A 15,293-nucleotide genomic window follows, 5' to 3' on the forward strand; every position below is an offset into this window, starting at 1 on the left:
GGGCCAAACGCCCCATCCCAAGGGACTACCCATGAGGCCGCGCCGGCGACTGGACTGAGGAGCGCCGTGAGGCCGCGCCGGCGACCGGACTGAGGAGTGAAGGAGCCGGGTAAGAGCGGCCTCACCGCGACGCGCCAGCGTCGCCGACAACACGCAAGGACACAACATAGGGACGGGCCAAACGCCCCATCTCAAGGGACTACCCGTGAGGACGCGCCGGCGACTGGACTGAGGAGCGCCGTGAGGCCGCGCCGGGGACTGGACTGAGGAGTGAAGGAGCGAAGCGGATGAACGACGAGGGAAGGAGCCGGGTAAGAGCGACCTCACCGCGACGCGCAGCGTCGCCAACAACACGCGTCGCAATTAATACTGTCTTTCTTGAGCTGCTGGCCAGGGAGGCGTCGGCGGTCGAGTTCGAGGGCCCCGTTCTCGCGGCGAGGAGCGCCGGGATCGGCGCGGAGGCGCTGGCCGAGCTGGAAGAGGCCAAGCTCACCGCGTTGAAGGTACGGGCGTTGCTGCGGCGCAGGGCGAAGCGCGAGGCGGAGCTGTCCGCGCTGTTCGACACGGCCGGCGACCTCGCGGGACTGCGGGATCTGGACGCCGTCCTGGAGGCCATCGTGCACCGGGCCAGACAGTTGCTCGGCACCGATGCCGCCTACATGACACTGCACGACCCCGAGCGGGGCGACACCTGGATGCGGGTGACCGACGGCTCGGTCTCGGCGAAGTTCCGGGCGCTACGGCTGCCCATGGGCGCGGGTCTCGGCGGGCTGGTGGCCCAGACCGCCACCCCGTACTCGACCGCCGACTACTTCGCCGACGCGCGCTTCCGGCACAAGACCGACATCGACGACGCGGTGCTGGAGGAGGGGCTGGTCGCCATCCTCGGCGTGCCGCTCAAACTGGGCACTCGGGTGATCGGGGTGCTGTTCGCGGCCAATCGGAGCGTACGGCCCTTCACCCAGGACGAGGTCGTGCTGCTCGGCTCGCTGGCCGCGCACGCGGCGGTGGCGATCGACAACGCCCGGCTGCTGCAGGAGACCAGGAACGCGCTGGAGGAGCTCAGCGAGGCCAGCCGGCAGGTGAACGCGCACAGCCAGGCGGTGGAACGCGCGGCTCTCGCACACGACCGGATGACCGGTCTGGTGCTGCGCGGCGGCGGGGTCGAAGACGTGGCGGCGGTGGTGACGGAGGTGCTCGGCGGCTCGCTGACGGTGCTCGACGACGCCGGACGCCCGATCGCCGGGGACGCGAGCGTGCTGGAGGGCACGCTGGACGAGGAGACGCCCGACCGGGCGGAATCCGAGCAGAGATCGGCGCCGAGATCCACCCAGAGGTCGGCCCGGAAGCCGGCCCGGAGGTCCGGTGCCGGGCGGAAGGAGGGCTCCGGGCAGCCGCCGCGGAAGGCGGCGGACGTGATCGCGGACGCCGCACGGTCGTCGAGGGCGCTCGGGCGCACCGTGTGGCGGGGGAACCTGCTGGTCGCCTCGGTGGACGTGGGAGCGGAACCGCTGTGCACGCTGGTGTTGCGCAACGGCGGCCAGATGTCGGACGCCGATCATCGCATCCTGGAGCGGGCCGCGCTGGTCACCGCGTTGCTGCTGCTGTTCCGGCGCACGGTGGCCGAGGCGGAGGGCCGGGTCAGGGGCGAGCTGCTCGACGACCTGATCTCACGACCCGAACTCGACGGCCTGGCCGATCGCGCCCGGCGGGTGGGCGTGAACCTGGACGCCGACCACGTGGTGGTCGTGGTCCGCCACGGCGGCGGGCGGGAGCGGGCCGCCTTCTGGGCGTCCTCTCAGGCGGCCCTGCACCACGGCCTGGCCGCCCAGCGCGGTGACGAGGTGGTCCTGCTACTGCCGGGGGACCGGCCCGGCCCGCTGGCGAAGCGGGTGGCGACCGAACTGAGCGCCTCGCTGGGCCACCCGGCCACGGCGGGCGCCGGAGGACCCGTACGCGGCGCCGCGGAGGTGGCCGCGGGGCACCGGGAGGCCCAGCGCTGCGCCGACGCCCTGGTGGCCCTGGGGCGGGCCGGAGACGGTGCCGACGCCAGAGAGCTCGGCTTCGTCGGACTGCTGGTCGGCGAGGGACGCGACATCGGGGCGTTCCTCACCTCGACGCTCGGCCCGGTGATCGACTACGACGCCCGCAAGGGCACCGCGCTGGTGCGGACGCTCACCGCGTACTTCGGCGTGGGCGGCTCGCTGTCGCGTACGAGCGAGACCCTGCACATCCATGTCAACACGGTCACCCAGCGCCTGGATCGGATCGGCCAGCTTCTCGGCGACGACTGGCAGGCGCCCGACCGGGCCCTGGAGATCCAGCTCGCCCTCCGCCTGCACCGCCTCAGCGGCTGACTCGGCGGCCCACGCGGTCCTCCGCTCCGATCCCCCGGCGGCGCCGAGCCCCTGCCGCCGAGCCCGGCCGCCGCGGGCGTATCGCACGGCCCCGAACACCCACATAGGACGCTTGTCGGCTATGGCTGTCATCCCCATAGGAGTGACGCCGGTCACTACGTACGGTAGCCGAAATCCCCCCAACAGCGACTCCCCCTGGTGAGTGAGATGGCAGAGAAAACCCGAACCCCCATCGGAAAGATCGTCGGCGCCAGCCTCATCGGCACCACGATCGAGTGGTATGACTTCTTCCTTTACGGTTCCGCCGCCGCCCTGGTCTTCCCGAAGCTCTTCTTCCCCGAGTCGGAGCCGCTGACCGGCACCCTGCTGGCGTTCCTGACCTACGCGGTGGGCTTCGTGGCCCGCCCGCTGGGCGCACTGGTCTTCGGGCACTACGGCGACCGGGTCGGCCGCAAGAAGCTGCTGGTGCTCAGCCTGCTGCTGATGGGCGGGGCGACCTTCCTGATCGGCTGCCTGCCGACCCACGCCGCGATCGGCATGGTGGCACCGCTGCTGCTGACCCTGCTCCGGCTCGTCCAGGGCTTCGCCCTCGGCGGCGAGTGGGGAGGCGCGGTGCTCATCGTCTCCGAGCACGGCGACGCGGAGCGCCGCGGCTTCTGGGCCTCCTGGCCGCAGGCGGGCGCCCCCGGCGGCAACCTGCTGGCCACCGCCGTGCTGGCGGCGCTGGCCGCGATCCAGACGGAGGAGGCCTTCCTGAGCTGGGGATGGCGGGTGCCCTTCCTGCTCTCCGGCGTGCTGGTACTGGTCGGCATGTGGATCCGGCTGTCCATCAGCGAGTCGCCGGTCTTCCAGCAGGCCGTCGCCAACGCCGAGCCCGCCCCGTCCATGCCGATCATCGAGGTGTTCAGGCACCACTGGCGGGACGTGATCACCGCGATCGGCGCCCGCTTCGCGGAGAACGTCTCCTACTACATCCTCACCGCGTTCGTGCTGGTCTACGCGACGACGTCGGCGGGGCTGACAAAGCCCGTCGTGCTCAACGCGGTGCTGATCGGGTCGGCCGTCCACTTCGTCTCGATCCCGCTGTGGGGGGCGCTCTCCGACCGGCTCGGCCGCCGCCCCGTCTACCTGCTCGGCGCCGCCGGGGTGGGCCTGTGGGCCTTCGCCTTCTTCCCGCTGATCGACACGAAGAACTTCGCCGCGGTGACCCTGGCGGTGACCGTCGGGCTGATCCTGCACGGTGCGATGTACGGTCCGCAGGCGGCGTTCTTCTCCGAGTTGTTCGCCACCAGGATGCGCTACTCGGGCGTGTCGATCGGCTCGCAGCTCGCCTCGATCATCGCGGGCGGCCTGGCCCCGCTGATCGCGGTGGCCCTGCTGAGCGCCTACGAGTCGTCGCTGCCGGTCATGCTGTACGTGGTCGGAGCCGCCGTGCTCACCCTGATCACCGTGTACGTCTCACGTGAGACCCGGGGACGTGACCTCGTCACCCTCGGTACCCGCGACGAGGCCCCGACCACCCGCTGAGCATATGGAGAGACATCTGATGCGCATCGAGAACCGGCGGGTACCCACCGCCCGCATCACCCAGAACGTGCTGTCCGTCGCCGATGAGGCGACAGGTGGCGAGCCGGTTGGCGAGCCGGTGCTGTTCGTGCACGGGAACGTGTCGAGCTCCGCCTTCTGGCGGGACACGTTGCTCGCCCTGGCGGAGGCGGGTCACCGGCCGCTCGCCGTCGACCTGCGGGGCTTCGGCGACACCGAGCCGGCCCCGGTCGACGCCACCCGCGGCCTGCGGGACTACTCCGACGACGTGCTCGCCCTCATCGACGCCCTCGGGCTGGACGGCGTGCACCTGGTCGGCTGGAGCATGGGCGGCGGGGTGGTGCTGCAGGCGCTGCGGGACCGGCCGGCCGTCGTGCGGAGCGTGACGCTGGTCAATCCGGTCTCCCCGTACGGCTTCGGCGGCACACACGGCCCCGACGGGGCGCTGAACCACCCCGACGGCACGGGCGCCGGCGGCGGGTCGGCGAACCCGGACTTCGTGAAGCTGCTCGCGGCGGGGGACGCCTCCGACGACTCCCCGACGTCACCGAGGAACGTGATGCGGACCACGTACGTGAAGCCCGGCACAGTGATCAAGGACGAGGACGCCCTGGTCGCGTCGATGCTCTCCACGAGGGTCGGCGATGACCACTACCCGGGCGACGTGGTGGCCTCGGAGGAGTGGCCGGGGGTGCGTCCCGGCACGCGGGGCGTGCTCAACTCCTTCTCACCGACGCACTTCCGGATCGACGACCTGCACACGATCGACCCGAAGCCGCCGATCCTGTGGGTCAGGGGCGAGGCCGACGTGATCGTCTCCGACACCTCGCTGTTCGATCTGGCCCACCTGGGCGCCCTGGGCGTCGTCCCCGGCTCCCCCGGCACCCCGGCGCAGCCGATGATCGCCCAGACCCGCGCCGTCCTGGAACGGTACGGCCCGTACACCGAGGTAGTCCTGGACAGCGGTCACAGCCCGCACATCGAGCGCCCGGAGGAGTTCCGCACCGCCCTCACCCGCCATTTGCGACGCTAGCGCGTCGCGGTTCGGCCGCTCTTGCCCGGCTCCTTCCCTCGTCGAGGGAGGTCGCTCGTTCCTCGCAACCTCCCTCTCCTCAGTCCAGTCCCCGGCGCGGCCTCACGGGAGTCCCCCATGACAGATCGCTTGACTCATCCCCTACGACACCTATCGAAATGGGTTACACGGTCCTTTCCTCGCGGTGCTTCTCAATCCAGTCGTCGTCGTAGTCCGGTCATGGCCGGAGGGCTCGCCGCCGTCGTCTTCACCGCCCTCCTGGCGGCCGGTCCCGCGGCGAGCGCGGGGACCTCTCCCGCGCACTGCGCCCGGCTGGACCGGGTGGTGGTGCCGGGGGCCGAGCACCAGGTGAAGGCGTGCCTGGACGACCTCACGACGGCCGGCACGATCGTCTCCGGGCACACCGACCCGGCCGACTGGGCGGGCCTGCACCCGGCGGGGGCGGTCAACCCCACGGGCGTGCCCGGCATCCAGGTCGACGGCTACTTCCCCGACACCTCGACCTCCAACACGACGCACGGCTGGAACCACGACTCGCAGTTCGTGCTCCGGCTGCCCGACGACTGGAACGGCGGGCTGGTGGTCGCGGGCACCCCCGGCAACAGGGAGCAGTACGCGAACGACTTCACCATCTCCGACTGGGCGCTGGCCAGGGGCTACGCCTACGCCGTGACGGACAAGGGCAACGTCGGCGTCACCTTCTACCAGGACGGCCGCAGGCCCGGCGACGCGGTCGCGGAGTGGAACGACCGGGTCACGCAGGTCGCGGTCGCGGCCAAGGCCGTCGTCGCGCAGCGCTACGGCAGGCTCCCGAAGCGGACCTACGCGGCGGGCATCTCCAACGGCGGATACCTGGTCCGCTGGCAGTTGGAGAACCGGGCCTGGCTCTATGACGGCGGGATCGACTGGGAGGGCACGCTCTGGCGGGTCAAGGGCGACAACCTGCTCAACTACCTGCCCCCGGCGCTGCGGGCCTACCCGGCGGGCGACACCCAGGCGATGTACGACGCCGGGTTCGCACGCGGGTCGGAGTTCCTGTGGCCCTTCCACTACCAGTACTACTGGGACCTGACCCAGCGCGTCTACCGCGAGGAGCTCGACCCCACCTTCGACGGCGACACCGAGGCGGGCACCCCGTTCTGCGCCTCGGGCACCCCCGCCTGCGACGCCGACTACGACTACGACGCGCGCAAGCCGTACGCGGCGGTGCGGAAGATCGGGCTCACCGGCCGGATCGGCAAGCCGCTGATCACGATCCACGGCACGCTGGACACGCTGCTGCCGATCTCCCGCTCCGGTGACGTCTACGCGGAGATGGTCGGCGGGCACCGGCCGTTCCGGTACTACCGGGTCACCGACGGAACCCATGTGGACAGCCTCTACGCCGCCTACCCCGACAGGCTTCGCCCGCTGCTGCCGTGCTTCCGCAGCGCGTTCGAGGCCATGGAGGGCTGGGTGGAGCGCGGGCAGAACCCGCCGCCGAGCGCGACCCTGCCGAGGCCCTCCGGCGGTGACCTGCCCAACGAGTGCCGGCTGGGCGCCTGATGCGGCCGGCGGTACGGGTGACCGGTCTCCGCCCGGCGAATGTCAGCTGAGCATGTAGCGGCGCTGCATGGTCTTGGTGACCCGGACCGCGTTCCTGACCCCCGGTATCCGCAGCGCGAGGCGTTTCAGCAGCGGGTACCAGGGCTCGGGAGGCCGGGCCGCGGCGGACTTGAGGATCTCCACTCGCCCGCCGCGGTTCATCTCCATCTTGAAGCGGAGCCCGGTCTCCTTACCGTCCACCCGTAGGAAGGGCGCCCAGACGCCCGGCGCGAGGAACCCCTCCCGGTACGCCAGCCGGGTCGGGATCTTGGCGATCAGCCGCCCGGCGAGCTGCCCGGGGACGCCCGGCTCGACCAGGGCGGGCGCGGCGACCTCGCGTTCCCTGCCGGTGGTCTGGCGGAGCACCAGCTCCACGGGCGGCCCCCCGCTCGGCGGCACGTACGGCACGGGCACGACCACGAAGACGTGCTTGCGCTGCCTGATCACCGTCGTACCCGGCGAGACCAGGACGATCGACTCGGAGAACGAGCGGGGCTCCACGCAGATCCCCAGCTCCCCCCGGTCCGACCACCAGGGGACGACCAGCCGCTTGGAGTAGTCGGCGACCACCCCGGTGCAGTTCAGCGGGGATCCGGTCACCCGGGTACGGGCCTGCTGAGCCCCCCCGTACATGCGCACGTGGATCTCCCAGAGCCCCGGCGGCAGCGGGCCGTCCACGGCCGCCGAGTCGACGTCCAGCCGTGCCGTGCCGGTGACCTGGAGCCTGACCCCGTTACGGTGACGGCAGCGGATCATCGAGCACTCCACCGGCAGGAGGTAGACGACCCCGGTCTCCTCGTGCCTGATGTAGACCTCGAACCGCGCCCTGGCGGCGGCCTGGCTGACGTCGGCCATCTCGGGTGGGAGGCGGAGCCCGTCCAGAGGCACCGGAGGCTCCCAGAGCAGGCCGTCCTGCCCGTAGGGGATGAAGCGCATCGGGGTGCCGTCGGACTGCATGATCTCCACGGTCAGCCCCATGGTGAGCACGCCGTCGTCCCAGACGACGTCCGTCAGGTCGGCCTGGAGGTGGGTGCCCTGGGTGGCTCCGGCCAGCATGACGAGCTGGTCGAGCCTGCCCGCCCGCAGCAGCGCGGCGCGGGCCCGCAACTGCACCGGCAGCAGCAGGTCGAGGCGCGGGGGGAAACGCTGGACCACCAGCTCGCGCAGGGTCGTGAAGGTGGCCGCCCGACCCAGGGAGGAGGTGGCGAACGCACCTCCGCCGAGCCGTCGCAGCACCGCGGTGCGAAACCACTGGGCGTACATCCGATCGCGCCTGCGGCCCTCGGGGACCTCGTCGTCGATGATGTCGAGCAGCTCGCGCAACTCGGCGGCCCAGACGTACGGGTCCTCCTGCGGCTCGGGCCGCTCGGCGACGTGACAGCAGACCTGGTCGGCCATGACCACGATGATCTTGGCCCGCAGGTAGGCGCGGACGACGAAGGCCTGCTCGGCCAGGCGCCCGCCGGGGTCGGAGAAGTTCAGCGCCTCGTCGTCGAGAAAGGCCCTGCGGAAGAGCTTGTGCGGGGTGAGCAGCGTGAGCAGCCGGTCCTTGACCACGTCGGCACGCTCACGGTTGACGTCGAAGACCGGGGAGGGCGGCTTCTGGTCGTCGACCAGCCGCCCGATGAGGATGTCGGCCTCGGTCTCCACGGCACGCCGGTACATCAGCTCCAGAGCCATCCGTTCCAGACGGTCGGTCTGGCCGAGCATGTAGACGTACTCGCCTCTGGCCACCATGAGTGCGACGTTGCGGCCGCGCATCGGCGAACCGGTCCGCTCCAGGTGGAGCACCTTGACGTTCGACCGCACCGCGGCCACCGCGTCGAGGCGCTGCTGGATCCCGTCGTCGGAGCCGTCGTCGGCGAAGATCACCTCGTAGTCCTCGGAGGCCATCGACTGTTCCAGCACCGACCGGATACAGGCGTCGGCGCCATCACCGGGGTTGTGCACCGGCACTACCACGCTGACCTTCACATCCATGCGGCCAAGGGTGCGATGCCCGGGGCCGGGAGACGGTCAGACTTGCCGAGTCCTGGTCTCTCAGTACCAGCCTTTGGCCTGGGAATGGGCCCAGGCCCCACAGGGCGTGCCGTAGCGGCCCTTGATGTAGGTGAGCCCCCACTCGATCTGGGTGGCCGGGTTGGTCTGCCAGTCGCTTCCCGAGCTGGCCATCTTGTGGCCGGGGAGGGACTGGGGGATGCCGTAGGCGCCACTGGAGGTGTTCATGGCGCGCTCGTTCCAGCCGCTCTCCTTCATCCAGAGCTTCTCCAGGCAGCCCCACTGGTCGGCCCAGCCCCTGGACTCCAGCATCTGCTTGCCCAGCGCCCTGTTGCCGGTCGGGTTGGCGGTGCCCGGGGGGAGCCGCTGCGGATTGAACCCGCCACCGCCCGGCGCCTCGTCAACGATCTTGACCGGGTTGAGCACCTTGCGGTTCTCCCGCTCGGCGGCGATCTTGTCGGCCTTGAGCGCCTGGGCCGCCTGGGCCTTCAGCATGTCGGACTCCAGGTCGGAGCCGAACGGGTCGGAGCCGAGCACCTGCGCCATCTCTTCCAGGGTGAGCGGCTGCGTGGGCGCCGAGGCGTTCTGGACCGCGGTGTAGGCGGTGAAGGCTCCGCCACCCACCACGACCACGATCGCGGTACCCAGGATCAGGACGCGTTTGGGGGTCAGACGGCCTGGTGTCTTCGTCCTGGCCGTTCTGCGGTTCGCACGGCGGGCACGGGGCGCCGCCGAGCGGTCCTTCAGTTGCTGTGATCCTGGACTCACGACCTATGAGCTTGCCGTGCGGAGGGGGGTGGTCCGCAACCGGATCGGAAGACTTGGTCGGCGCCATACGAGATCCACCGGGCTTCTCCTAAGCTAATCACCAGGCCACGGGCGCTTTCCCGACAAGGAAAAGATGGAAGTGATTTTGCTCACATTTTACCCTACGGCGCCGCTTCGCCTCTCTATGTGATCACGGGAGCGCCCGAATCATGGTTTGACTACCTTATTCAGGTACTGTTTGCCTTATGTCAGGGTTCGTGACCTGGCAGATCCATCCAAGCCTTGGGAGAATGATTACCCGGTGGCAGGCATCCTCCTCGTCGAAGACGACCCCTCGGTCAGGACCGGGCTTGAGCTGGCGCTCACCCGGCAGGGCCACTCCGTCACCGCATACGCCAGCGGTGAGGAGGCGCTTGAGCACATCAGGTCCCGCCGCCCCGAGATCGCCATCCTGGACGTCATGCTGCCCGGCATCGACGGCGTCGAGGTGTGCCGCCGCATCCGCAGGCTGGACCAGCTTCCGGTGATCCTGCTCACCGCCAGGGGCGACGACCTCGACGTGGTCGTGGGGCTGGAGGCCGGGGCCGACGACTACGTGGTCAAGCCGGTCGAGCCGCGAGTGCTGGACGCCCGCATCCGCGCCGTCCTGCGCCGGATGGAGTCGGTCGCCTCCGACCGCATCACCTTCGGCGACCTGGTCATCGACAGGGGCGCGCTGAAGGTGTCGCTGAGCGGCCGCGAGGTCCACCTCACCCCCACCGAACTGCGCCTCCTGCTCGAACTCGTCCGCCATCCCGGCCAGGTGCTCAACCGCAGATACCTGCTGCGGGCCGTCTGGGACCACACGCACGTCGCGGACTCCCGGCTGGTCGACGCCTGTGTCCAGCGGGTCCGCGCCAAGATAGAGGCGGTTCCCGCCGAGCCCGAGTTCATCCACACGGTACGGGGATTCGGCTACCGGTTCAGCCCACCGTGAAACGGACCCACACCGGCCTGCGCGGCCGTCTGGTGATCACCTTCACCCTGATCGCCGTCACCGCCTCCTCGCTGGTCGCCGGGATCGGCTACGAGTTCGTCAAGAGCCGCATGATCGGACGTGCCGAGCAGGTGGCCGTGAGCGACGTGCGCGACATCCTGGAGGGCATCAGGGTGCCCATCGGCGCGCTCTGGCCCGGAGACAGCCCGCCGACCGACGACGAGATCAGCGCGCTGCAGAAGAGCCTGCGCCCGCAGGGCGGCAGGGTGGTGGTCCGCTACGAGGACTTCCTCTACCCCGACGGCGAATTCGGCATCAAGAACGTCCCCGGCGACCTCGCCGCCAGGGCCACCCAGCGGATGGTCGCCAAGCGGCAGACCATCAACGGCGGCATGTGGCTGCTCATCGGCACCCCGGTCTGGCGGATCGAGCCCATTCACACCGCCCAGCCCACCGGGATGACCGTCTTCGTGTTCGCCCCCCTCATCGAGGAGGAGCGCCTTCTCAGCGGCCTGCGGCAGCCACTGGCCGTCGCCAGCGTCGCCATGCTGATCATCGCACTGGCCATGGGACTGCTGTCGGCCCGGCAGCTCCTGCTGCCGGTCAGGCGGCTCGGCTCCGCGGCCCGCGCGCTCGGCGCCGGCCACCTGGACACCCGCCTGCCCGTGCACGGCCAGGACGAGCTCGCCGAACTCACCGCCACGTTCAACGACACCGCCGCCGCCCTGGAGCGGAGCGTCTCCGAGCTCCGCTCGCTGGAGGCGATGTCCCGCCGCTTCGTCGCCGACGTCTCCCACGAGCTCAGGACCCCGCTGACCGCGATGACCGCGGTCACCGACATGCTCTCCGAGGAGGCCGAGCGGCTGCCACCCGAGCCCGCGGCCGCCGTGCAGCTGGTGTTGCGGGAGATCGCGCGGCTGCGGACCCTGGTGGAGCAGCTCATCGAGGCGAGCCGGTTCGACTCGGGTACCGCGACGCTGAACGTGGACACCGTGAACATCATCGACGTGATCTGGGACTGCCTGGAGATGCGCGGCTGGTCGGACCAGGTACGGGTGAACGTGCCCCAGGGACTGGTCTTCTCCGTCGATCCCCGGAGATTCGACGTCATCGTGGCCAACCTGGTGGGCAACGCCCTACGCCACGGGGAGCCTCCCGTGATGGTGACCGCCCGCAGTACTCCGAACGGCCTGGAGGTGAAGGTGCGCGACCACGGCAAGGGCATCCCCGCCAAGGATCTGCCGTTTGTGTTCAACCGCTTCTACAAGGCGGGCGCCCGGGGCGACGGCAGCGGGCTCGGCCTGTCCATCGCGCGGGCCAACGCCCAGTTGCACGGCGGCACGATCTCGGTCCGCGCGCAGCGGCCGGGAACCCTCTTCACGGTCTGGCTGCCCCCGGCATGAGACGCCTCACCTGCCTGCTCGCCGCCCTCGCGGTCCTGTGCGGATGCGGCATCTCTCCCACCGAGGTCCAGGACTACGGCCGCCCGCCGGTGATCAGCTACAGCCCGACCTGGGTGACCGTCTATCTGCTCCGTGACGGACGGCTGGAACCGGCCAGGATCCCGGTGGTCTCCGACTCGGCCAAGAACATCATCGACACCCTCTTCCGGGCGGGCAAGCAGCCGCCGAAACGGGGGCTGACCAGCGCGCTCAACAACTTCAGCCACTACGACACCAAAACCACCCGGTACTCCGACAACACCGACCAGCGCAACGATCCGGACGACAGCCTGGGCTACCGGCTGAATGTGATCATCACGGGCGAGGGCAGGATCTCCAAGGAGGGCCTCGCCCAGATCACCTGCACCATCCGGCAGAACAAGCAGGAGAGCATCTGGAGCGTCGAGATCACCCGGCTCTTCCCCGGAGTCCCGGAGTCGATGGGCGAGCACACCTGCTTCGAGTTCCGTAAGCTCGCGGCCCCCGGCGTGCGGCTGCCGCCGTGAGCGCTCCTTGACGCCCGGTGTCGGGGGCCACGGCCGGCGCCCGCTGACCCGCGAATGACACGCGAAGCGCGGTCGCGGGTGCCTCACGACACCCGCGACCGCGCTTCGCGCGATCATGCCTGGAGGTCCAGGACACCCGTCACATCGTGATGTCCTCCAGCATCTCGGTGACCAGCGCCGCGATCGGCGAGCGCTCCGAGCGGGTCAGCGTGACGTGCGCGAACAGCGGGTGCCCCTTGAGCTTCTCCACCACCGCCACGACGCCGTCGTGCCGGCCCACCCGCAGGTTGTCGCGCTGGGCGATGTCATGGGTGAGGACGACCCGGGAGTTGGCGCCGATCCGGCTCAGCACGGTGAGCAGCACCCCGCGCTCCAGCGACTGCGCCTCGTCCACGATGACGAAGGCGTCGTGCAGGGAACGGCCGCGGATGTGGGTGAGCGGAAGCACCTCCAGCATGCCCCGGTCCATCACCTCCTCGATCACCTCGGGTGTGGTGACCGCGCCCAGGGTGTCGTAGACGGCCTGGGCCCACGGGCTCATCTTCTCGTTCTCGGAACCCGGCAGGTAGCCCAACTCCTGGCCGCCCACGGCGTACAGCGGGCGGAAGACGATGACCTTGCGGTGCTGGCGGCGCTCCAGCACCGCCTCCAGGCCCGCGCAGAGGGCGAGCGCGGACTTTCCGGTGCCCGCCCGGCCGCCCATCGAGACGATGCCGACCTCGGGGTCCATCAGCAGGTCGAGCGCGATCCGCTGCTCGGCGGAGCGGCCGTGCAGGCCGAACACCTCGCGGTCGCCGCGCACCAGCCGCACCGACTTGTCGGGCAGCACCCTGCCCAGCGCCGACCCCCTGCTCGACAGCAGCCGCAGGCCGGTGTGGGTGGGCAGGTCGCGAGCCTCCTCCAGGTCGGCGGTGCCGTGCTCGAAGAGCACCTCGACGTCCTCGGAGGTCACCTGGAGCTCCGCCATGCCTGTCCAGCCGGACTCGACCACGAGTTCGGCCCGGTACTCGTCCGCGGCGAGACCGATGGAGGCGGCCTTCACCCGCATCGGCAGGTCCTTGGAGACCAGCACCACATCGTGTCCCTCGGCGGCGAGGGTACGGGCCACGGTCAGGATGCGGGTGTCGTTGTCGCCGAGCCGGAACCCGACGGGCAGGATGGACGGGTCACTGTGGTTGAGCTCGACCCGGATGGTGCCCTCGCCGATCGGCATGGGCTCGTCCAGCCGTCCGTGCGTCACCCTCAGGTCGTCGAGGTACCTCAGCGCCTTGCGCGCGAAGTATCCGAGCTCTGGATGATGGCGTTTGCCCTCCAACTCGGTGATGACGACGATCGGGATGACCACCTCATGCTCGGCGAAACGGCTCATCGCCGTTGGATCCGCCAGGAGCACCGAGGTGTCCAGGACGTACGTGCGCCGCTTGACTGCCGGCGACGTGGGTGAGGACGAAGGGTTTGCCACGCGTTCTCCCCCGGGCGCCAAGGACGGCGCCCTGCCATGAGCTGGGATGCGGACCGGCCTCGGACCCGCTCACGAGAACGCCGAGCAGGGACCGGGAACCGGCCCTCCTCAGCGAATCGTGACGCAAAGGCGGGCCCTCTCCGGCGTAGGTGAGTCGTGCTCTCCTACTTCTTACGGTACGTCCTGAATGCCCTACTTCCAACTGCTTAAGACTGACCGAAAGGGGTCGTTCATGTGGTGTTTCAGGAACCGTACCTACGGTGCCGCGCGGCGTACGAGCGGAGGGCCCGCAAGAAGTCGACCCTGCGGAAGTCAGGCCAGTAGGCCTCGCAGAAGTAGAACTCGGAGTGGGCGCTCTGCCAGAGCAGGAAGCCGGAGAGCCGCTGCTCTCCCGAAGTGCGGATGACCAGATCCGGGTCGGGCTGGCCGCGCGTGTAGAGATGCTTCGCGATGTGCTCCACATCGAGGACCTCGACAAGGTCCTCGATGCTCGCGCCCTTGCTCGCGTGCTCCTGGAGAAGGGAGCGCACCGCATCAGCGATCTCACGCCTTCCTCCATACCCAACGGCAACGTTCACAATCAACCCGGGACGATGTGATGTCGCTTCTTTTGCATCTTTAAGCACACGAGCCGTGTGATCCGGCAAAAGATCTAGCGCACCCATGGGCTTGATGTGCCAGCCGTCGGCCACGAGTTCCTGGACCACGTCCTCGATGATCTTCATCAGGGGGTCCAGCTCGTCCTTGGAACGGTTGATGTTCTCGCTGGAGAGCAGCCACACGGTGACGACCTCGACACCGGCCTCGCGGCACCAGCCGAGCAGCTCCGAGATCTTGTCCGCGCCCTTGCGATGCCCGCGGCTCACGTCGTCGATGCCCATCGAGCGCGCCCAGCGGCGGTTACCGTCAACGATCACGCCGACGTGCCGGGGAAACATCTCCCGCTGACGGGAAAGCTTCGCTTCGAGCCGGCGCTCGTAGAGTCGATAGACGAGATCGCGCACGCCCATTGGAGCCCCTCCCTCAGCACCCGCCATGAATGGGCGCTGACAGGCAATTATCGCCGTCCCGCGGACCCCTCCGCCCCCTCTACAGGGATCTGGCCGACTTGCCCGGCTTGTATGGTCCTAGGCATTCTTCGGCCTCTGCGAGGATTTCTTCCACGAAAACCCCCAGCTCAGCCGAGGTGAGCACGGCGCGCATACCCACTCCGCCGCCGCCCCACGCCTCCAGGAACGCTCTCCTGGTGAGCCGCCACGCCCCGGCCGGTCCTCGCCGTCCGGGAACCCAGATCGGAATGGTGCGCAGTTGGCAGCGGAGTTCGCCCCCGCCGACGACACCGTTCCTGGCCCGGTAACGAAAGGCGAACAGTTCCGCGTCGCCGGGGAAGCGGTCGTCGGGATCGGGCCACCGCGCCTCGTGGCCGGCGCGGGCCTCGGCTACCCCGCGCGCCAGGCGGGTGAGAATCCAGCCGCAGCGCTCGCCCACCGTCCCGTACAGCGCGCCGTCGCGATGGAGTTCGAGCGTTATCTCGTACGGCATACCGACACTGTCCCGGCACGCCACCGGCGTAACGGTCAGATAAGAACCATCAAGACAACGCACTCCCCCCACCTCAGAGA

General features: G+C 69.8%; 12 protein-coding genes. 7 read left to right on the top strand and 5 right to left on the bottom strand.

Features of this window, described 5'->3' with window-relative positions:
• Positions 1–287 precede the first annotated feature (287 nt).
• The 4 genes from ABT061_RS36400 to ABT061_RS36415 all read left to right on the top strand — a co-directional run bounded on the left by ABT061_RS36400 (position 288) and on the right by ABT061_RS36415 (position 6,480).
• Complete coding sequence (locus ABT061_RS36400) at positions 288–2,357, top strand: helix-turn-helix domain-containing protein (protein ID WP_350926677.1); 2,070 nt, start codon at positions 288–290, stop codon at positions 2,355–2,357.
• Positions 2,358–2,564: 207 nt separating this feature from the next.
• Positions 2,565–3,884 carry an MFS transporter gene (locus ABT061_RS36405; protein ID WP_350926679.1) on the top strand — a complete coding sequence of 440 codons (1,320 nt, stop codon included), beginning with the start codon at positions 2,565–2,567 and terminating at the stop codon, positions 3,882–3,884.
• A 19-nt stretch (positions 3,885–3,903) separates the two neighbouring features.
• Positions 3,904–4,935 (top strand): alpha/beta hydrolase, encoded by a 1,032-nt coding sequence (locus ABT061_RS36410; RefSeq protein WP_350926681.1) that lies wholly within the window; start codon positions 3,904–3,906, stop codon positions 4,933–4,935.
• Between the two features lie 219 nt (positions 4,936–5,154).
• Positions 5,155–6,480 (top strand): tannase/feruloyl esterase family alpha/beta hydrolase, encoded by a 1,326-nt coding sequence (locus tag ABT061_RS36415; RefSeq protein WP_350926683.1) that lies wholly within the window; start codon positions 5,155–5,157, stop codon positions 6,478–6,480.
• A 42-nt stretch (positions 6,481–6,522) separates the two neighbouring features.
• Here ABT061_RS36415 and ABT061_RS36420 read toward each other — a convergent pair whose 3' ends face one another.
• Both ABT061_RS36420 and ABT061_RS36425 read right to left on the bottom strand, forming a co-directional pair.
• Positions 6,523–8,499 carry a glycosyltransferase family 2 protein gene (locus ABT061_RS36420; protein WP_350926685.1) on the bottom strand — a complete coding sequence of 659 codons (1,977 nt, stop codon included), beginning with the start codon at positions 8,497–8,499 and terminating at the stop codon, positions 6,523–6,525.
• Positions 8,500–8,559: 60 nt separating this feature from the next.
• Positions 8,560–9,285, bottom strand: coding sequence for an aggregation-promoting factor C-terminal-like domain-containing protein (locus ABT061_RS36425; RefSeq protein ID WP_350926687.1), 726 nt, complete (start codon positions 9,283–9,285; stop codon positions 8,560–8,562).
• Positions 9,286–9,586: 301 nt separating this feature from the next.
• On the opposite strand from ABT061_RS36425, the gene ABT061_RS36430 reads away from it, so the two are divergent.
• From ABT061_RS36430 to ABT061_RS36440, 3 genes are read left to right on the top strand one after another with little or no spacing between them, the layout of a single operon-like run.
• Positions 9,587–10,261 carry a response regulator gene (locus ABT061_RS36430; protein ID WP_030910870.1) on the top strand — a complete coding sequence of 225 codons (675 nt, stop codon included), beginning with the start codon at positions 9,587–9,589 and terminating at the stop codon, positions 10,259–10,261.
• Positions 10,258–11,664, top strand: a complete 1,407-nt coding sequence (locus tag ABT061_RS36435) for an ATP-binding protein (protein WP_350926690.1) — start codon at positions 10,258–10,260, stop codon at positions 11,662–11,664. The genes ABT061_RS36430 and ABT061_RS36435 overlap by 4 nt, the downstream gene beginning before the upstream one ends.
• Complete coding sequence (locus tag ABT061_RS36440; protein ID WP_350926692.1) at positions 11,661–12,209, top strand: hypothetical protein; 549 nt, start codon at positions 11,661–11,663, stop codon at positions 12,207–12,209. Before ABT061_RS36435 ends, ABT061_RS36440 begins: the two co-directional genes overlap by 4 nt.
• Positions 12,210–12,348: 139 nt before the next feature.
• Here ABT061_RS36440 and phoH2 read toward each other — a convergent pair whose 3' ends face one another.
• The 3 genes from phoH2 to ABT061_RS36455 all read right to left on the bottom strand — a co-directional run bounded on the left by phoH2 (position 12,349) and on the right by ABT061_RS36455 (position 15,213).
• Positions 12,349–13,671, bottom strand: a complete 1,323-nt coding sequence (gene phoH2 / locus ABT061_RS36445; protein WP_343977703.1) for an RNA 5'-3' helicase PhoH2 — start codon at positions 13,669–13,671, stop codon at positions 12,349–12,351.
• A gap of 242 nt (positions 13,672–13,913) precedes the next feature.
• Complete coding sequence (locus tag ABT061_RS36450; RefSeq protein WP_343977706.1) at positions 13,914–14,681, bottom strand: isoprenyl transferase; 768 nt, start codon at positions 14,679–14,681, stop codon at positions 13,914–13,916.
• Between the two features lie 79 nt (positions 14,682–14,760).
• Complete coding sequence (locus tag ABT061_RS36455; RefSeq protein ID WP_350926695.1) at positions 14,761–15,213, bottom strand: hypothetical protein; 453 nt, start codon at positions 15,211–15,213, stop codon at positions 14,761–14,763.
• Positions 15,214–15,293: the final 80 nt, after the last annotated feature.

Origin of the sequence: Streptosporangium sp. NPDC002544 (genome assembly GCF_040295965.1) — a bacterium.
Lineage (GTDB): Bacteria > Actinomycetota > Actinomycetes > Streptosporangiales > Streptosporangiaceae > Streptosporangium.